The sequence below is a fragment of the Sphingomonas faeni genome, assembly GCF_023195535.1.
GTDB classification, from domain to species: domain Bacteria; phylum Pseudomonadota; class Alphaproteobacteria; order Sphingomonadales; family Sphingomonadaceae; genus Sphingomonas; species Sphingomonas faeni_B.
On the sequence record NZ_JALPNF010000006.1, the window covers coordinates 169,495 to 186,592 of the forward strand.

General features: G+C 66.5%; 17 protein-coding genes. 9 read left to right on the top strand and 8 right to left on the bottom strand.

The window, feature by feature from the left end:
- Window positions 1-26 precede the first annotated feature (26 nt).
- The 5 genes from SPHN_RS13020 to coxB form a co-directional block, all read right to left on the bottom strand.
- Window positions 27-578: a cytochrome c oxidase assembly protein gene (locus SPHN_RS13020; RefSeq protein ID WP_248523925.1), complete on the bottom strand. Its 552-nt coding sequence runs from the start codon at window positions 576-578 to the stop codon at window positions 27-29.
- Window positions 578-727, bottom strand: a complete 150-nt coding sequence (locus tag SPHN_RS13025; RefSeq protein ID WP_248523927.1) for a hypothetical protein — start codon at window positions 725-727, stop codon at window positions 578-580. Before SPHN_RS13025 ends, SPHN_RS13020 begins: the two co-directional genes overlap by 1 nt.
- Window positions 724-1,623, bottom strand: a complete 900-nt coding sequence (locus SPHN_RS13030) for a heme o synthase (protein WP_248523928.1) — start codon at window positions 1,621-1,623, stop codon at window positions 724-726. The genes SPHN_RS13025 and SPHN_RS13030 overlap by 4 nt, the downstream gene beginning before the upstream one ends.
- 548 nt (window positions 1,624-2,171) lie before the next feature.
- Window positions 2,172-3,836 (bottom strand): cytochrome c oxidase subunit I, encoded by a 1,665-nt coding sequence (ctaD, locus tag SPHN_RS13035; protein WP_248523930.1) that lies wholly within the window; start codon window positions 3,834-3,836, stop codon window positions 2,172-2,174.
- Window position 3,837: 1 nt separating this feature from the next.
- Complete coding sequence (gene coxB / locus SPHN_RS13040; RefSeq protein WP_248523932.1) at window positions 3,838-5,001, bottom strand: cytochrome c oxidase subunit II; 1,164 nt, start codon at window positions 4,999-5,001, stop codon at window positions 3,838-3,840.
- Window positions 5,002-5,466: 465 nt separating this feature from the next.
- Between coxB and pyrE the strand changes: the two genes are divergently transcribed.
- From pyrE to SPHN_RS13065, 5 genes are all read left to right on the top strand, one after another.
- Entirely contained in the window at window positions 5,467-6,051 is a 585-nt protein-coding gene (gene pyrE, locus SPHN_RS13045) for an orotate phosphoribosyltransferase (RefSeq protein WP_248523934.1), read from the top strand.
- Window positions 6,048-6,788, top strand: coding sequence for a pyridoxine 5'-phosphate synthase (locus SPHN_RS13050; protein WP_248523936.1), 741 nt, complete (start codon window positions 6,048-6,050; stop codon window positions 6,786-6,788). The genes pyrE and SPHN_RS13050 overlap by 4 nt, the downstream gene beginning before the upstream one ends.
- A gap of 108 nt (window positions 6,789-6,896) precedes the next feature.
- Complete coding sequence (gene acpS / locus SPHN_RS13055) at window positions 6,897-7,331, top strand: holo-ACP synthase (RefSeq protein ID WP_248523938.1); 435 nt, start codon at window positions 6,897-6,899, stop codon at window positions 7,329-7,331.
- Window positions 7,328-8,308: a signal peptidase I gene (lepB, locus tag SPHN_RS13060; protein WP_248523940.1), complete on the top strand. Its 981-nt coding sequence runs from the start codon at window positions 7,328-7,330 to the stop codon at window positions 8,306-8,308. The genes acpS and lepB overlap by 4 nt, the downstream gene beginning before the upstream one ends.
- A 43-nt stretch (window positions 8,309-8,351) precedes the next feature.
- Window positions 8,352-9,383 (top strand): AI-2E family transporter, encoded by a 1,032-nt coding sequence (locus SPHN_RS13065; RefSeq protein ID WP_282580572.1) that lies wholly within the window; start codon window positions 8,352-8,354, stop codon window positions 9,381-9,383.
- Between the two features lie 147 nt (window positions 9,384-9,530).
- Here SPHN_RS13065 and SPHN_RS13070 read toward each other — a convergent pair whose 3' ends face one another.
- The gene (locus tag SPHN_RS13070) at window positions 9,531-10,595 is read right to left on the bottom strand and encodes a glycosyltransferase (RefSeq protein ID WP_248523944.1); all 1,065 of its coding nucleotides are present in this window, start codon (window positions 10,593-10,595) and stop codon (window positions 9,531-9,533) included.
- A 159-nt stretch (window positions 10,596-10,754) separates the two neighbouring features.
- Here SPHN_RS13070 and SPHN_RS13075 point away from each other — a divergent pair, with 159 nt between their 5' ends.
- From SPHN_RS13075 to SPHN_RS13085, 3 genes are read left to right on the top strand one after another with little or no spacing between them, the layout of a single operon-like run.
- Window positions 10,755-11,678 carry a hypothetical protein gene (locus tag SPHN_RS13075; RefSeq protein WP_248524043.1) on the top strand — a complete coding sequence of 308 codons (924 nt, stop codon included), beginning with the start codon at window positions 10,755-10,757 and terminating at the stop codon, window positions 11,676-11,678.
- A complete protein-coding gene (locus SPHN_RS13080) occupies window positions 11,675-12,190 on the top strand; it encodes a DUF2141 domain-containing protein (RefSeq protein WP_248523945.1) in 516 nt (171 codons plus the stop codon). Before SPHN_RS13075 ends, SPHN_RS13080 begins: the two co-directional genes overlap by 4 nt.
- 51 nt (window positions 12,191-12,241) lie before the next feature.
- On the top strand, window positions 12,242-13,426 hold the full coding sequence (locus SPHN_RS13085) for a glycosyltransferase (RefSeq protein WP_248523947.1): 1,185 nt from the start codon (window positions 12,242-12,244) through the stop codon (window positions 13,424-13,426).
- On the opposite strand, the gene SPHN_RS13090 is transcribed toward SPHN_RS13085, so the two are convergent.
- Together SPHN_RS13090 and ubiG are read right to left on the bottom strand one after the other, a co-directional pair.
- Entirely contained in the window at window positions 13,368-14,792 is a 1,425-nt protein-coding gene (locus tag SPHN_RS13090; RefSeq protein WP_248523949.1) for a DUF2029 domain-containing protein, read from the bottom strand. The two genes, SPHN_RS13085 and SPHN_RS13090, sit on opposite strands and share 59 nt — an antisense overlap.
- Before the next feature lie 234 nt (window positions 14,793-15,026).
- Complete coding sequence (ubiG, locus tag SPHN_RS13095; protein ID WP_248523952.1) at window positions 15,027-15,767, bottom strand: bifunctional 2-polyprenyl-6-hydroxyphenol methylase/3-demethylubiquinol 3-O-methyltransferase UbiG; 741 nt, start codon at window positions 15,765-15,767, stop codon at window positions 15,027-15,029.
- Window positions 15,768-15,819: 52 nt separating this feature from the next.
- Between ubiG and SPHN_RS13100 the strand changes: the two genes are divergently transcribed.
- Window positions 15,820-17,073, top strand: coding sequence for an aspartate kinase (locus SPHN_RS13100; protein ID WP_248523954.1), 1,254 nt, complete (start codon window positions 15,820-15,822; stop codon window positions 17,071-17,073).
- The last annotated feature ends 25 nt before the right edge of the window (window positions 17,074-17,098 follow it).

The window sequence follows — 17,098 nt, forward strand, 5'->3', positions numbered from 1 at the left end:
ACTCCCCTATGTTCTTTCGCAGCGTTCTAGCTGGCTGTTTTGGCAGAATCCACCGGGTAAAACGTGTAGCTCAGCGTGATCGTCTGGATATCGGCCGCATCCGGGTCCGTCAGGATCTTCGGATCGACGAAGAAGATCACCGGCATCCGCACCGTCTCGCCGGGCTTCAACGTCTGCTGCGTGAAGCAGAAACACTGGATCTTGGTGAAATACTTGCCGGCCTGCGCGGGCTGGACGTTGAAGGTCGCGGTGCCGGTCAGCGGCTTGGTCGAGGTGTTGGTGGCCTTGAAGAACGCCATGTCGCGCGCCCCGATGTCGATCGTGTCGGAGCGATTCTCGGGCACGAACTTCCACGGCAGCTTGGGGCTGACGTTGGTATCGAAGTCGACCGTGATCTTGTGGTCGACCGCGCCGGGTGCGACCAGCCCGCGCTGCGTCGTGCCGTTGAGTCCGGTGACCGAGCAGAACAGGCGGTAGAGCGGGACGCTGGCCCAGGCGAGCCCGGTCATGAAGCAAATGAAGAGCACCGCGAGCGCCGCGGTGCGGTTGGTGCGCGACATGCCTTTCAGGAGTGCCATCAGTGCGGCATCCCGGCGCGAATCTTGGCGATCGAGATTGCGAAGACGAGGATGACGAAGGCGCCGAGCAGGACGGCCATCACGCGCGCACGACCGCGCTGGCGGCTACGGATCAGGTCTTCCTCGCGGACGGGATCGGGGATGCTCATGCGAACCACCGGTCTACGACCAACGCACCGAACATTACGAACAGATACAGGATCGAGTATTTGAACAAGGCCTTCTCCGGTTTCATCGCATCGTCGGCGTGGGTTGTGCGCTTGGCGACACGGATCGCGAGCAGCGCGAACCAGCCGGTGAGCAGGACGGCGGCGATGCCGTAGATCGCACCCGTCAGCCCGAGCGGCCAGGGCAGGATCGCGACCGCTGCCATCGGGATCGTATAGAGCCCGATCTGCGTCCGCGTGGTGCGCTCGCCCGACACGACGGGAAGCATCGGCACGCCCGCGGCGGCGTAATCGCTCTTCATGAACAGCGCGAGCGCCCAGAAATGGGGGGGGGTCCACAGGAACACGAACAGGAACAGCAGCACGGGGAGCAGCGCGATGTCGCCGGTTGCCGCGGCCCAGCCGATCAGCGGCGGGAACGCGCCGGCAGCACCACCGATGACGATGTTCTGCGGCGTGCGGCGCTTCAGCCAGACGGTGTAGATCAGCACGTAGAACAGGATCGAGACGGTCAGGATCGCGGCAGCGACCGCGTTGACCGCGAACCCCATGAACAGCACCGAGAACGCGCCGAGCCCGACGCCGAAATGGAGCGCGGCCTGGCGGTCCATCCGGCCATCGGGGAGGGGGCGCTTCTGAGTGCGGCGCATGACCGCGTCGATGTCCGACTCGTACCATTGGTTGAGCGCCCCCGCCGCGCCCGCGCCGAGCGCGATGCAGAGGATCGCGGTGAAGCCGATCACCGGATGCACCGAGGTCGGCGCGGCGAGCATGCCGCAAAGCCCGGTGAAGACGACGAGCGTCATCACCCGCGGCTTGGTGAGCGCCAGGAAGTCGCGCCAATGCGCCGGTGGCAGGAGGGGAGTTGCGGAAGTCATGGTTCGGGTACGCTATACGCGTTGAAAGGCTTCGGGGAAAGCGGTGCTAGTGCGCGAGGATCGGGCGCTTCCCACGACCGTCACCCCAACGAAAGCTGGGGTCTCCCGCGTCTGTCGTGACGGTAGTCTCAGGATGATACCCCAGCTTTCGCTGGGGTGACGCGTGCAGGCTGGGACGCTGGCTCTTTCGCGCGCTAGCTGATGGGCTCGCTCGCGACTCTTTAACCCAATAGTCCAATAGCAGGACCCTGCCAGATCGGCGAGCGGCCGACCCATTCACACCGTCATCCTGACGAAAGTCAGGACCCAGAGCCATGGAGGGCGACGCTTTTTACCCTGGGTCCTGACTTTCGTCAGGATGACGTGGCGCGGCGGGGGAGCGTTCGCGTGTCGACGCCAGCGGTACTGCCTTCCCTAATAAAAAACGCCCCTGGTTTCCCCGAGGCGTTCTCTTTCTTGGCTGGCCCCGACACGGGAGTAAATCCCGTGTCGTCGGACGCGGCGTTGCCGCGCCGGCCGGGCGGGGGCCTGATGGCCCTTTCTCCGCCCTAATCGATCTTCGGCAGGGTCTCGAACTGGTGGTACGGTGGCGGCGAGGAGATCGTCCACTCCAGCGTCGTCGCGCCGTCGCCCCAGGGGTTGTCGCCCGCCGGCTTGCCCGCGATCATCGACCAGATCAGGTTGACGAAGAACACCGCCATGCCTGCGCCCATGATCATGTAGCCCACCGAAGCGACCGTGTTCCAATGCTCGTATTCCGGCGTGTAGTCCGGAATGCGGCGCGGCATGCCCTGGAGACCCAGGAAATGCATCGGGAAGAACATCACGTTCACGCCGATGAAGAACACCCAGAAGTGCAGCTGGCCGAGGAACTCGTTGTACATCTTCCCCGACATCTTCGGGAACCAGTAATAGAACCCGGCGAACAGCGAGAACACCGCACCCAGTGACAGCACATAGTGGAAATGCGCCACCACGTAGTAGGTGTCCTGCATGTAATCGTCGATGCCGCCATTGGCGAGCACCACGCCGGTCACGCCGCCGACGGTGAACATGAAGATGAACCCGATCGACCACACCATCGGGGTCTTGAAGGTCAGCGAACCGCCCCACATCGTCGCGATCCACGAGAAGATCTTGATGCCGGTCGGCACCGCGATGACCATCGTCGCCGCGGTGAAGTACATCTTGGTGTTCACGCTGAGGCCGGTGGTGAACATGTGGTGCGCCCACACGACGAACCCGACCACGCCGATCGCGACCATCGCATAGGCCATGCCGAGATAGCCGAAGACCGGCTTGCGGCTGAACGTCGAGATGATCTGGCTGACGATGCCGAAGCCCGGCAGGATCATGATGTAGACTTCGGGATGGCCGAAGAACCAGAACAGATGCTGGTACAGGACGGGATCGCCGCCGCCGGCCGGATCGAAGAACGTCGTGCCGAAGTTGCGATCGGTCAGCAGCATCGTGATCGCCGCGGCGAGCACCGGCAGCGCCAGCAGCAGCAGGAACGCGGTGACGAGCATCGACCACACGAACAGCGGCATCTTGTGCAGCGTCATGCCCGGCGCACGCATGTTGAAGATCGTCGTGATGAAGTTGATCGCGCCGAGGATCGACGATGCACCCGCGAGATGGAGCGCGAGGATCGCCATGTCGGTCGACGGTCCGGGCTCGCCGTACGTCGAGAGCGGGGCGTAGAGCGTCCAGCCGTTACCAGCGCCACCGAAGAACGGCGAAGCGAGCAGCAGCGTGAAGGCGGGGATCAGCAGCCAGAACGAGACGTTGTTCATGCGCGGGAACGCCATGTCCGGCGCGCCGATCATGATCGGCACGAACCAGTTGCCGAACCCGCCGACCATGGCGGGCATGACCATGAAGAACACCATGATCAGGCCATGCGCGGTGATCAGCACGTTCCAGAGATGGAGCGATTCGTCGAGGCTGGCGCTGCCGCCGTGAAGCATCGACGCCCAGCCCTGGAGATACTGGATGCCGGGATGCGCCAATTCGGCGCGCATGAGGCCCGAGACCGAGCCGCCGATGATCCCCGCGACGATCGCGAAGATCAGGTACAGCGTGCCGATGTCCTTGTGGTTGGTCGACATGAACCAACGCGCGAAGAAGCCCGGTTTGTGATCGGTATCGTGGTGATGGTCGTGCGCTTCGTGGCTTACGAACGCCGACGGATGGAGAGCGATGTCGGTCATCTTACAGTCCCGCGTTGCCGGCGCCGGCCGGGTTTGAGGTGGCGCCCTGCGTCGTTGCGGGCGCTGCGGTGGTCACGTTCTCGACCGGGCCGGTGGCGTTGGCGGTTTCCGCAGCCTCCTCGACCTTCGCCGCGGAGCCGTCGGCGCCGGGCTGCGGGATGACCTTGTCGGACGCCTTGCCGGGGGTCGGCATCGTGCCGCCCTTGGCGCGGACCCAGGCCGCGTATTCGGCGGGCGGAACGGCCTCGACCGCGATCGGCATATAGCCGTGGCGCGCGCCGCACAGTTCCGAGCACTGGCCGAAATACAGGCCGGGCTTGTCGATCGTGAAGCTCGTCTCGTTCAGGCGACCGGGGATCGCGTCGAGCTTGATCCAGAACGCCGGAACCGCCCAGCTGTGGATCACGTCGTTCGACGTCGTGATCAGGCGGATCGGCACGCCCACGGGCAGGACGATGCGGTTGTCGGTGGCAAGCAGCTTGGGACCGTCGGCATCGACACGGGCGCGCTCGCCGGCAGCGACCTCACCCTTCTCCTTCAGCATGTTGGCGGTAATCTCGAAGCCGCCATTGTCTGGATACTGATAGGTCCAATACCATTGATTGCCGATCGCCTTGAGCGTCACCGCGCCCGATGGCGCCGGCTTGAACTGCGCCTGGAGTAGCCCGATCGAGGGGACCGCGATCAGCACGAGGATCACGACCGGCGCGAGTGTCCAGATGATCTCGATGAAAGTGTTGTGGCTGGTCTTCGACGCGACCGGATTGCGGGCCTTGCGATAGCGGAACGACACCCAGAACAGCAGCGCGAGCACGAACAGCGAGATGATCGTGATCGTCGGCACCAGGATCGAATTGTGCATCCAGTGCGCGAACTGGCCGTTCTTGGTCACCTGGGGCTGGAGGCCGAACAGGCCGTCGGTCGGCTGGCCGATCATCGGCTTGGCCGTCATCGCCGGCGCACCGTCCATCGCGAGTTCGGGGCTGGACGGGTTGGCGGTCGGCGTCGCGGCCGATGTGGTCGGCGCGGTGTTGGAGACACCACCCGGCGCTGCCGCGGCCTGCGGTGCGGGTGCCGCTGCTGGCGTGTTCGTCGGCGTGCTTGCAGGCTGGGCCGCATGCCCGGCGACACCACCGAGACTCGCCAGTGCGAGCCCCGCTGCCATCGCAAATCCTCTCATCCCCATCTTGCGCATCGTTATTCTTGACCCCGGTTTATAGCGAACCCGATATCACGGACGCGCGGATGTCTGCTTATAATTTGTTCACGGCTATACCCGGCAGGGGGGCTTGCCTCAAGCATTGTCTCTAACCATCGCTTCACCCCCCCCCCCGTCATCCCGGCGCCACGCTCCGCCGTCCTGAAGCCACGCTCCGGCGTCATGATGCCATACTCCGTCATCCTGGCACCACACTCCGTCATCCTGACGGAAGTCAGGACCCAGAGCCACGGGGGTGGCGTTCGGTATGCTGGGTCCTGACTTTCGTCAGGTTGACGGGCCGGGGTGATAACGGGCGGGGGGTGATGGCGAGCTGTGGTGACGTGTGATGCCCGAAGCGCCGGTTCTCGTTGCACGGCCATTCCCGCGCTCGTATCAGCGCGGGCAGACCATTTGGAGCGATGACCCGCGATGACCGAAGACGACGTGCTCGCCGAATTCCGCGCTGCCGAAGCGTTGCTCGAAGGGCATTTCATCCTGTCCTCGGGCCTCCGCAGTTCGCGCTACCTGCAATGCGCGCGGGTTTTGATGGATCCGGCGCGAGGCGCCCGGTTGTCGGAGGCGCTGGTGGCGTCGATCCCGGCGGACTTGCGCGCGCAGATCGACATCGTGGTGTCGCCGGCGATGGGCGGCGTAATCGCCGGACACGAGATGGGCCGCGCGCTGGGTGTCGAGGCGGTATTCCTCGAGCGGCCCGACGGCGTATTCGAGCTCCGCCGTGGGTTCCGGCTCGCGCCCGGCCAGCGCGTGCTTATGATGGAAGACGTCGTCACCACCGGACTGTCGTCTCGCGAGGCGATCGCGGCGATCGGGCGCGCGGGCGGCGTGACCGTCGCGGCGGCATCGCTGGTGGATCGCTCGAACGGAACGGCGGATCTCGGCGTGCCGTTCTTCCCGCTGATCCGGCTCGACGTGCCGACCTATCCGGCGAATGCGTTGCCACCCGAACTGGCCGCGATCCCCGCGATCAAGCCCGGCAGCAGGGCGGCGGCATGAGCCCCGCCGGCAACGACCACCTCCGCCTCGGCGTCAACATCGACCACGTCGCGACCGTGCGGAATGCGCGAGGGGCTGGCTATCCGGATCCGGTACGCGCGGCGCTGGTCGCGGCGGCGGCGGGGGCGGACGGAATCACCGCGCATCTGCGCGAGGATCGTCGGCACATCACCGACGACGACATCGCGCGGCTGTCGGCCGAACTGACGATCCCGCTCAACCTTGAGATGGCAGCGACCGACGAGATGCTCGGGATCGCGCTGCGCCACAAGCCGCACGCCGCGTGCATCGTGCCGGAAAAGCGCGAGGAACTCACCACCGAGGGCGGGCTCGACGTCGCCGGGCACTACGACCGGATGGCGCGGCTGGTCGACACACTCGCGGGAGCGGGGATCCGCGTGTCGCTGTTCATCGAACCGGACGCGCGGCAGATCGAGGCGGCGGTGCGGCTCAAGGTGCCGGTGATCGAACTGCACACCGGGCTCTACGCGGAGCTGTCTGGCGAGGCGCGGACGGTGGAACTGCGCCGGCTGACCGATGCGGCGGCGCTGGCGGCGAAGAACGGCATCGAGGTGCACGCGGGGCACGGCCTGACCTACGACAACGTCGCGCCGATCGCGGCTATCCGGCAGGTTCGGGAGCTGAACATCGGGCATTTCCTGGTCGGGGAGGCACTGTTCGTCGGGCTTGGTGAAGCGGTTCGGCTTATGCGTGAGGCTATGGATGCGGCGCGGTAGAAGCCGCAGCCGTCATCCCAGCGAAAGCTGGGATATCATGGTGACGAAGCGTCCCCTTGCGGCACGAGATCCCAGCTTTCGCTGGGATGACGGGGTTGGGGTGCGGCCATGATCATCGGGCTCGGGTCCGACCTGTGCAACATCGAGCGGATCGCTGCGTCGGTCGAGCGGTTCGGGGAGCGGTTCGAGCAGCGCGTCTTTACAGATGTCGAGCGGGCTAAGGCGGCGCGGCGGCCTTTTACCAAGGCGGGGACGCTGGCGAAGCGGTTTGCGGCCAAGGAGGCGTTTTCGAAGGCGGTCGGGACCGGGTTTCGCGCGGGCGTGTTCATGCGCGATATCGGCGTGGTCAACGCACGCAGCGGCGCGCCGACGCTGGCGTTGACCGGGGGCGCCAAAGCGAGGCTTGACGCGTTGACCCCCGAAGGCCACGCCGCGCGCGTGCATCTGACGATGACGGATGATCATCCGTGGGCGCAGGCCTTCGTGATCATCGAAGCTATACCTGTGATATCTCCGGACACGAGCCTGGATATGAATCGATGAAGGACGCGGCGTTGGACGGCAACGAGTTCCAGGAAAAGCCCCTCGCGCAGACGACCGCGGCCGATACCGCGCCACCGGCCGGCGCCACGTCTGAAACGACCCGCCGCCGCGGCACCGACTGGTGGGGCGAGGTGAAGGGGATCTTCTGGCTGATCCTGGTCGTGCTCGGCTTCCACAGCTTCATCGCCAAGCCCTTCTATATCCCCAGCGAATCGATGCTGCCGGGCCTGCGCATCGGCGACCGTCTGGTGGTGACCAAGTTCGCCTATGGCTGGTCGTTCGTTTCGCCGACGATCCCGAACCCGGTCGCGATCTTCAAGGGCGTCGTGTTGCGCCAGCAGGAAGACAGCTGGAGCGTCTCGCTGCCGTTCATCCACGGCCGGCTGTTCGGCTCGCTGCCGACGCGCGGCGACGTGGTGATCGTGACGCCGCCAGGCACGCATAACGACTATATCAAGCGCGTCATCGGCCTGCCGGGCGACAGACTGGCCGTGCGCGGCGGGATCGTGTTCCTCAACGGCGTCGCGGTGAAGCGCGGCCCCTTGCACGACACGCTGATCCCGGTCGACACCAACAGCCCGTGCAGCGAGATCGACTATCCCGGCGCGCGCGAGACGCTGCCCGACGGTCGCGCAATGTGCCGCCTGCCGACCTATACCGAGACTCTGCCGAACGGCCGTCGCTACGAGACGATCGATCTCGAATCGGATAGCCAGGGCGACAATTTCGCGGAGATCACGATCCCCGCGAACCATGTCTTCCTGATGGGCGACAACCGCGATCGCTCCGCCGACAGCCGGTTCGCGCTCAGCCAGCTCGGGCTCGGCGGGCCGGTGCCGTACGAGAATCTCGGCGGCCGTGCGGAGTTCATCACTTTCAGCCTCGACGGCGATGCGACGTTCAATCCGCTGACGTGGTGGGGATCGCTGCGGCCGGATCGCGCCGGTACGTCGCTGCATCCCGCCAAGGCCGATTGAGGTGGCCGACGATAAAGCCGTCACCGAACTCAGCCCGGTCGAGATGCGCGATCCGTTCCTGCGCAAGGAACTGAAGCGCGCGATCATCTGGCTCGGGCTTGCCTGCGTGATCGCGCTGCTGATCGTGCTAGTCCAGCCGTTGCTGATCATATTTGCCGGCGTGGTGTTCGCGGCGTTGCTCGATGGCGGCGTGCGGTTGCTCGGTCGGGTGCTGCCGATCGGGCGCGGCTGGCGGTTGCTGATCGTCGTGCTGCTGACGTTCGCGTTCCTGGTCGGCACCTTCGTCCTGACGGGCGTGCAGGTGACCGAGCAGGTCATGCAGTTGCGCTCGACGCTGGAATCGCAGGCCAATCGCTTCACGAGCTATCTGAGTGCGCAGGGGCTGATGCCAGGCGCGTCGGACGTCAACGGGATCGTCAAGCAGGCGCTGGGCTCGGTCGGGCGGGTGACATCGTGGGTCGGCACCGCGATCGGCGCGCTGACCAGCATGTTCATGATCCTGATCCTCGGACTGTTCATCGCGATGGATCCGGGGACCTATTCGCGCGGGCTCCAGTGGATGGTGCCGATCGACCTGCGGCCCGAATTCGCCAAGACGTTGGTCAAGATGGGCGACACGTTGCGCAAGCTGCTCGCCGGGCGCCTGCTGGGCATGGCGGTCGAGGGTGTCGCGACGGGTATCGCGCTGACGATCGGTGGCGTGCCGATGGCGATGCTGCTTGGCATCATCGCGGGCATCCTGGCGTTCATCCCGAACGTCGGCGCGATCGTGACCGGCGTGCTGATGGTCGCGGTCGGGTTCAGCGCGGGCCTCGACACGGGCTATTGGGCGATCGGCACGTATCTCGTGGTGCAGACGATCGACGGGTATGTGATCGTGCCGATGGTGGCGAAGCGTACGGTGGATCTGCCACCGGCGTTGACCTTGGGTGCGCAGATTTTGGCAAGCGCGCTGTTCGGGATCTTGGGGCTGGCGCTGGCTGACCCGATGACTGCGATGCTGAAGACGGCCTTGGAGCGGCGTTCGGCGCGGGAAGAGGAGAAGGCTGAGGCGGTTGGTGAGGCTAGGGACTGACTTGATTTAGCTTATCCACCTTCCGTCATCCCCGCGGACGCGGGGACCCATACTGGCAAACCCCTGAGGATATGGGTTCCCGCGTCCGCGGGGATGACGGAAGGTGGGGGCGGAGACCGATAATGGGGCGGGGAAAAAAGTAGGAAATTACCGTCCTACCATCTGGTCGAAGAGAGCAAGGTAGCGCTCCGCCGAGTCGGCACCCGGTTGCGGGACCGGCTCCGGCCGCTGCACGGTCGGCGCAAGCCACGCGTCCAGCGCATCGACCAGCGCGGCGGCGTCGTCTCTCGCGACAACCGTGCCGCGATCGGGCCGGTCGACGATCTCCGCCACCGCCGCGCTCGAATCGGTCGAGACCACCGGCGTCCCGACCGACAGCGCCTCGCGCAACACCCCCGGCACGCCTTCGTAATCGGAGGTCAGCGCCAGCACAGTCGCGCGGGCCATCACCGGGAGGGGATCGCCGCTGTGGCCGAGCAGGAGGACGCGGTCCCCCAAGGCAAGTTCTCGAACCTGAGCCTTGATCGCGCCCCGCTCGCTCCCTTCGCCGAGGATAACCAGCGGTATCGTCCGGTCCGCCAGCAGCGGCAGCGCGGCGATTAGCCGGTCCCAGCGCTTCTGCAGTTCGAGCCGACCGACGCCGAGAATGAAACGATCAGGCAGGTCCGGCACTTTTCCCGGAATCGGCACCGCCGGCGGGTTCGGAATGACGCTCGTCCGCCCGACCATCCGCGTCGCCCGCGCCGCCTCCTCCGCAGTCGCCGGAGTCATCGCCACGAGGTGATCGAGGAAGCTGCCGTGCCGCGCCAGCCAGACCTGGTGCGCCGCGTGCATCAGCCGGCTATGATCCGCCCGTGCAGGCGCGTTGGACATCTTGGCGACGATCGGCGGACAGGTCTTGCCGAGCCGCAGCCGGGTCCACGCCGCGATCCCCGTGTAGAAATTGCCGGGACAGAAGATCACGTCCGGCGACAGGCGGCGGACGACGCCCGGCAATGCCAGCAACCGCGAGGGCGTCACGATCTCCAGCCCCTCCGGCAACTCCGTCGCCAGCGGCCCGGCAACATCCTCGATCGCCAGCGTCACCCGCCGCCCCGCCGCCAGCCAGCCCCGCGCGAGACGCAGTTGCGCGCGCTCGACGCCGCCACCGCGCAGATCCTTCGCATAGGTCAGGATGTGCCGCGCGTTCGGCGGTCCGATCAGGACTGACATATCGGGGTCATCATAGTGCGCGATGGGTAAAGCGGAGATCGCGACCGATTGAAACCGACTTTGCGTGCACAGGCGGTGCCGGACGGCTATTGTGCCGGGCGGCCAGCGCCGAAACGGCTATGAGGGCAATGGCTTGAGGAACGGCGAGTGATTACGCGTATGGCGAAGACAGGCGAGTCCGAGGGCTATGCGGATATCGCGCGCGCCGGGCTCGAGCCGCTGAAGACGCTCGGCAGCCGCTGGCCGGCGATCATCGGCGCGCTGCTGACGCTGGCGATGATCGTCGGGCTGGGCCGCGAACTGCTCGGGCATGGTCTTGCGGGGCTTTCGCGCTCGGTGCCGCAGGATCCGCGCTTCTATCTGTGCTTCGGCCTGCTCTACATGTCGCCGCCGACCGGGGATTACGTGATCTTCCGCCGACTCTGGGGGATTCCGCTCGGCGGGCTGGTCGCGCTGATCAAGAAGCGGATCGCGAACGAAGTCGTGTTCGGCTATTCTGGCGACGCGTATTTCTACGCCTGGGCGCGAGCGAAGGCGCGAATGGTGGCGTCGCCGTTCGGCGCGGTGAAGGACGTCACGATCCTGTCGGCGATCGCGGGCAATGCGGTGACATTGCTGCTGGTGGCGATCGCCTTGCCGCTCGGCCGGCATCTGCTGACGCACGACCAGTTCCGGACGGTGTTGGCATCGGCAGGCGTGACGCTGGCGATCTCGCTGCCGTTCCTGATCTTCTCGCGCCGCGTGTTCTCCCTGCCGCGCGCGAAGCTGTGGTGGGTGTTCGGGATCCACTGCATCCGGCTGCTGTGCGGATCGGTGCTGATCGCGTTCGCGTGGCATTTCGCGCTGCCGGGCGTACCGGTGGGCATGTGGCTGTTCCTCGCCGCCGGGCGCCTGCTGGTATCGCGCCTGCCGCTGGTGCCGAACAAGGACCTGCTGTTCGCCAACGCCGCGATCCTGTTGATCGGGCAGGACCAGGCCTTGTCCGAGCTGATCGCGTTCACCGCTGCGCTGACCTTGCTGGTGCATGTCGCGCTGATCATCCTGTTCGGCATCCATGCCGGGCTCACCCGGCTGCGCGCATGATCCGCGCCTGTGTCGCGCTGGCCGCGATAGCCGCATTTGCAGGACCCGCCGGGGCGCAGCTGCTCGGCAGCGATGCGGCGGCGTGTCGGCCGGGCGAAGGTCCGGCGATCGCAGTCGAAGTCACCGGACTGAAGGATCGCATCGGCGAGTTGAAGCTCGAGCTCTATCCCGGGGATGAAGCCGATTTTCTGAAGGACGACCGCGTTCTGATCGCGGCAGGCAAGACGTTCCGGCGGGTGGTGGTGCCGACGCCTGCGAAGGGCGTGCCGATGCTGTGCATACGGGTGCCGCGGCTGGGCCGTTATGCGCTGTTGCTGACGCATAATCGCGATGGGAAGAACAAGTTCAGTTTCTGGACCGACGGCGCCGGGTTCGCGAGCAATTTGAAGCTCGGGCGATCGCGGCCCAAGGTCGAGCAGGCGCTGGTCGAGGTCGGTGCGGGGGTGACGACGGTGCGGATCACCGTGCAGTATCTGCGCGGGCTCGGCGGCTTCGGGCCCGTCACGCCATGAGGGCCCGGCTGTGAGACCCGGCTGCGAGAATCGTCCCGTGAGAATCGTCCCGTGAGAATTGTCGACGTCAACGAATTCTACTCGCCGACCGGCGGCGGCGTGCGGACCTATGTCGACCGCAAGATGGGCATCATGGCGGACATGGGTCACGAACTGATCGTCGTCGCGCCCGGCAAGGAGGACCGCGTCGAGGAGCGACCGGGCGGCGGGCGGATCCTCTACCTCAAGTCGCCGGGGATGCCGTTCGATCGCAACTACGGGCTGTTCTGGGACCGGGCGGCGATCCACCGCGTGCTCGACGATCTGGATCCGGACGTGGTCGAGTGCTGCTCGCCGTGGCGCCCGGCGTGGTTCGTCGGCGACTGGCAGGGACGCGCGGTGAAGTCCTTCTTCATGCACAACGACAATATCGCGGCCTATGCGCAGCGCTGGTTCGCAGGCGTCGCGAGCCACGACCAGATCGAGCGCGGGTTCGCCTGGTACAGCCGGTACATGAACCGCTTTCTCGAGAAATACGACGTCGTCGTCACCAACGGCCCGGCGCTGGAAAAGCGGTTGCGCGCGCGTGGCGTCCGGATCGATGCCGCAATGCCGCTGGGGATCGAGCGCGGGCATTTCTCCCCTGAGCTGCGCGATACGCGGTTACGCGCGGCGTTGCTGCGGCAGTGCGGCTTGCCCGAGGACGGCATGCTGCTGCTCGGGCTCGGGCGCCATCACGGCGAGAAGCGCTGGCCCTTGGTGGTCGATGCGGTGGCGCGGGCAGGGGCGACTCTGCCGGTCGGACTGGTCCTGATCGGCGCGGGTGCGCAGACCAAGGCGATCCAGCGGCGGATCGGCGGATCGCCGCATATCCGGATGTTCGCGCCGGTCTATGACCGCGAGCGGCTCGCGCGGATCATGGCGAGTTGCGATGCGCTGATCCACGGGTCGGAGGCGGAGCCGTTCGGGCTGGTCGCGTCGGAGGCGATGGCGTCGGGCCTGCCGCTGATCGTGCCGGATACGGGCGGGTGCGCGGAAGTGGCCGACCGCCACGCCAGCGAACTCTATGCGGCGCGCGATGCGGAGAGTGCGGCGGCGGCGATCGGGCGGCTGTTTGCGCGGGATCCGGCTATGCTCCGGCGGGCGGCGGCGGTGGCGGCGCGGCATGTCCGTAGCGACCGCGAGCATGCGGTCGAACTCATGGACTATTATGCGGGGCTGGTCGCGGCGAAGCAGGGGCGCGGGCTGGCGGCCTGAACGCGGTGAAGCGCGTGCCGGGGATCGGGATCGGATTGTAACCGGCCTTGAGCGCGCCGGTGGCGAGGGCTTGGTCGAGGCTGGCGTCGCCGCTGGTCGCGGGGCCTTCGCCGCCGGTTAGGATCGTCGATCCGTCGAGTTTCATGCGCGCTCGTGAGATCAGGTGGAGCGCGCGTTCCTGGGATGCGGCTAGCAGGGTCGTGCTGCGGAAATAGAAGGGGCCGGTGGCGAAGGCGGGGTCCGGCAGGCGATTCGCTGCGGGGAGGATTTGCGGGGATAGCGTCGCGATCGGGCCTTCGACTCCGTGTCGGTCCAGCATGCGGCCGACCGCCCGGCCTTCGCGGAGGGCTTGGGTGAGCGACAGGCTATCCGAGTCCGCCAGCGCTGCGACCGAGGGGGCGAGGCCGGCGGTGGCGAATATCGCGACGGCGATCCGCCACGCGGGGCTTGGGGGCGGGATCAGCGACAGGCGGACGAACAGCGCGGGCAGGGCGGGGAGGAGATATTGGCGCCAGGTCGGGAACGGCAGCAGTGCGGCGATCAGGCCGGCGAGGATCAGCCAGTCGAGCAATCCCATTGTGCGGCGGTGCCATGCGTCGCGCGCGATCAGGGCTAGCGCGGGCAGGGCTGCGCCGAGTGCGAGGAACTTGAGCGTGTCGATCGCCTTGGCGGGCAGCGACATCTTCCACGGGCGTAGCGCGTAATATTCGGCGGGGCCGCGGGCCGGGAAGGTGAAGGTGCCGAATACGAAGCCGGCCGGGCTGGTGGCATAGGTCCAGGTGAAGAAGGCGACGACCGGGAGCGTGCCGAGCAGGATCGCGATGGGGCGGTGGCGGCGGTCGACCAGCGCGTAGAGGCCGTAGGCTAGCGCGGGGAACGCGTAGGAGATCTTCGCGGCGGCGGCGCTGGCGAGGAGGAGGCCGGCTAGCGCCGCGGTTTTTCGCGTGGTTGCAGGGCGGACGATCAGGGGGAGGGCTGCGGCTAGCAGGGCCGCGGGGAGCGCGTCGTTGCGGGCCGTGCCGATGCTGAAGAGGAGGATGTCGCAGGTGGCGAACAGGGCTGCGCAGGTGAGCGCGGCTTTGGGTTTTGCGCCGAGGGTTCGGGCTGCGGTGTGGACGAAGGCTATCGTCGCGACGCCGAGGAGGGCGTTGAGGATGCGGAGGGCTGGCCAGGTCCAGCTTTGGGCCAGGGCTGCGATGGGGGCGAACAGGTAGGGCTGGAGCGGGGTCTGGAGGTAGGCGAAGTCTCGGTACGGGAGGAGGCCGTGGGCGGTTAGCGCGGCGGCGGCGACGTATTGGGATTCGTCGTGGTCTACCGGGCGGAGGAGGGCGAGGGTGACGAAGAGGATCGCTAGCCCTGCGAGCATCAGAAGTGTGTTCACTCGCGAAGGCGGGTGCACAGACTGGGCACCCGCCTTCGCGGGTGAACATGGTTGGGGAGGGGTGTGCTCAACCACGAATGCCACCGCCTCGCTTCCCGCCACCCCGGCGGAGGCCGGGGCCCAATTGGGGGACGGTTATGATTGAGGACGGCGCTCCGTTACCGCGGCCTTCCCAATTGGGCCCCGGCCTTCGCCGGGGTGGAGGGGAAGGGGGCAAGGTCAGGCTTTTACCGCGGTCAGGAAATAGTCGAGGCTCGTCGAATCGCTCAGCGTGAACCCGGTCGCCGGCGAGAAGCTCAGCCCGCGCGTATCCGTCACGCGGAGACCTGCGTCCTTCAGCAGCGCGGTCAGTTCCTCGGGCGTCAGGAACTTGTTCCAGTCGTGCGTGCCCTTGGGAATCACCCCGGCACCTTCCGCCACGGTGATCATCGCCAATCGTGACAACGGGGTCCGGTTGGGCGTCGACAAGATCAGCAACCCGCCCTCCGCCAGCGTCCGCGCCAGGCCTCGAACAAAGCCGGCGGGGTCGCTGACATGCTCGATCACCTCGAGGCTGGTGACGAGATCGAACTGCCCGACCAGCCCCTCGACACCCCCTGCGCGATAGTCGATCGCCAGCCCGCTCTGGCCTGCATGTATCTCCGCCACCGCGATATTCTCGGGCGCTGCATCGATCCCCGTGACCGCCGCGCCGAGCCGGGCGAGCGGTTCGCACAGCAGCCCTGCGCCGCAGCCGACGTCGAGCGCGGTCTTGCCCGCCAGCGGCGTGAAGGTCGAACCATCGCCACCCCAATGCGCGTCGACCTGTTCGCGAATGTAGCGCAGGCGCGGCGGGTTGAGCTTGTGGAGCGGGGCGGACGAGCCCTTCGGATCCCACCAGTCCTTCGCCATCGTGCCGAAATGCGCGGCCTCGCGCGGATCGATTGTTGCGCCGTTTACGGTGTCACTTGCCAGTATCATGCGCGCTACCTATCAGGGCCGCCGCTTCGACCCAAAGGGATTTGCGCTGCCAATGGCCCGTATCGTGATGAAATTCGGCGGGACGTCGATGGCTGGGATCGAGCGGATCCGCAACGTCGCCGCGCGCGTGAAGCGCGAAGTCGACGCCGGCAACCAGGTCGCCGTCGTCGTCTCCGCGATGGCGGGCGAGACCGACCGGCTGGTCGGCTTCTGCCGCGAGGCGTCGTCGCTGTACGATGCGAAGGAATATGACGTCGTCGTCTCGGCCGGCGAGCAGATTACGAGTGGTTTGCTCGCGATCGCGCTCCAGGCGGCTGGGTGCAAGGCCCGGTCGTGGCTCGGCTGGCAGTTGCCGATCAACACGTCGGACGCGCATGGATCTGCACGCATCGGCGAGATCGACACGGCCGCGCTCGACGCGAGCCTTGCTGACGGTGTCGTGGCCGTGATTCCCGGTTTCCAGGGTGTCGCGGACGGCCAGCGCGTTACCACGCTCGGCCGCGGCGGCTCGGATACGTCGGCGGTCGCGATGGCGGCGGCGATGAAGGCGGATCGCTGCGACATCTATACCGACGTCGATGGCGTCTACACGACCGACCCCAGGATCGTGCCGCGCGCGCGCAAACTCAGCAAGGTCACGTACGAAGAGATGCTGGAACTCGCCAGCGTCGGTGCCAAGGTGCTGCAGACGCGGTCTGTAGGCCTGGCGATGAAAGAGAATGTGCGCGTGCGCGTGCTGTCTTCGTTCGAAGACGGCGATACCAATGACGGACATCGTGGCACGCTCATCGTGGGCGAAGAGGAAATCGACGATATGGAACGCCAGCTCATCACCGGCATCGCGCACGACAAGAACGAGGCGAAGATCACCCTGACGCAGGTCAGCGATCGGCCGGGTTCGGTCGCCGCGATCTTCGCACCGCTCGCCGAGGCGGGAATCAACGTCGACATGATCGTGCAGAACGTCGCGCATTCGACCGGCTCCACGGACGTGACGTTCACGGTGCCGTCGGCGGATCTGGCGCGCTCGCTCGACGTGCTCGACAAGGCGAAGGACGCGATCGGCTATGCGACGATCGTCCACGACACGCGCGTCGCCAAGGTGTCGGTGGTCGGTGTCGGGATGCGCAGCCATGCGGGCGTCGCGTCGACGATGTTCACCACGCTCGGCGAGCGCGGGATCAACATCCAGGCGATCGCGACGTCGGAGATCAAGGTCAGCGTGCTGATCGAAGAGGATTATACCGAGCTGGCGGTGCGCGTGCTGCACACCGCGTACGGTCTCGATGCCGAGGATGCGGCTTGAGTTTGAACGCCGTCCTGGAAGTGGT

Coding starts and splice junctions, on each gene's coding strand:
- lepB (WP_248523940.1), top strand. CDS start 7,328: ATGAAGGACGCGGCGTTGGACGGCAACGAGTTCCAGGAAAAGCCCCTC.
- acpS (WP_248523938.1), top strand. CDS start 6,897: ATGATCATCGGGCTCGGGTCCGACCTGTGCAACATCGAGCGGATCGCT.
- SPHN_RS13030 (WP_248523928.1), bottom strand. CDS start 1,623: ATGACTTCCGCAACTCCCCTCCTGCCACCGGCGCATTGGCGCGACTTC.
- SPHN_RS13100 (WP_248523954.1), top strand. CDS start 15,820: ATGGCCCGTATCGTGATGAAATTCGGCGGGACGTCGATGGCTGGGATC.
- SPHN_RS13065 (WP_282580572.1), top strand. CDS start 8,352: ATGCGCGATCCGTTCCTGCGCAAGGAACTGAAGCGCGCGATCATCTGG.
- pyrE (WP_248523934.1), top strand. CDS start 5,467: ATGACCGAAGACGACGTGCTCGCCGAATTCCGCGCTGCCGAAGCGTTG.
- SPHN_RS13025 (WP_248523927.1), bottom strand. CDS start 727: ATGAGCATCCCCGATCCCGTCCGCGAGGAAGACCTGATCCGTAGCCGC.
- SPHN_RS13075 (WP_248524043.1), top strand. CDS start 10,755: ATGGCGAAGACAGGCGAGTCCGAGGGCTATGCGGATATCGCGCGCGCC.
- SPHN_RS13090 (WP_248523949.1), bottom strand. CDS start 14,792: ATGCTCGCAGGGCTAGCGATCCTCTTCGTCACCCTCGCCCTCCTCCGC.
- ctaD (WP_248523930.1), bottom strand. CDS start 3,836: ATGACCGACATCGCTCTCCATCCGTCGGCGTTCGTAAGCCACGAAGCG.
- ubiG (WP_248523952.1), bottom strand. CDS start 15,767: ATGATACTGGCAAGTGACACCGTAAACGGCGCAACAATCGATCCGCGC.
- SPHN_RS13080 (WP_248523945.1), top strand. CDS start 11,675: ATGATCCGCGCCTGTGTCGCGCTGGCCGCGATAGCCGCATTTGCAGGA.
- SPHN_RS13020 (WP_248523925.1), bottom strand. CDS start 578: ATGGCACTCCTGAAAGGCATGTCGCGCACCAACCGCACCGCGGCGCTC.
- SPHN_RS13050 (WP_248523936.1), top strand. CDS start 6,048: ATGAGCCCCGCCGGCAACGACCACCTCCGCCTCGGCGTCAACATCGAC.
- SPHN_RS13070 (WP_248523944.1), bottom strand. CDS start 10,595: ATGTCAGTCCTGATCGGACCGCCGAACGCGCGGCACATCCTGACCTAT.
- coxB (WP_248523932.1), bottom strand. CDS start 5,001: ATGGCAGCGGGGCTCGCACTGGCGAGTCTCGGTGGTGTCGCCGGGCAT.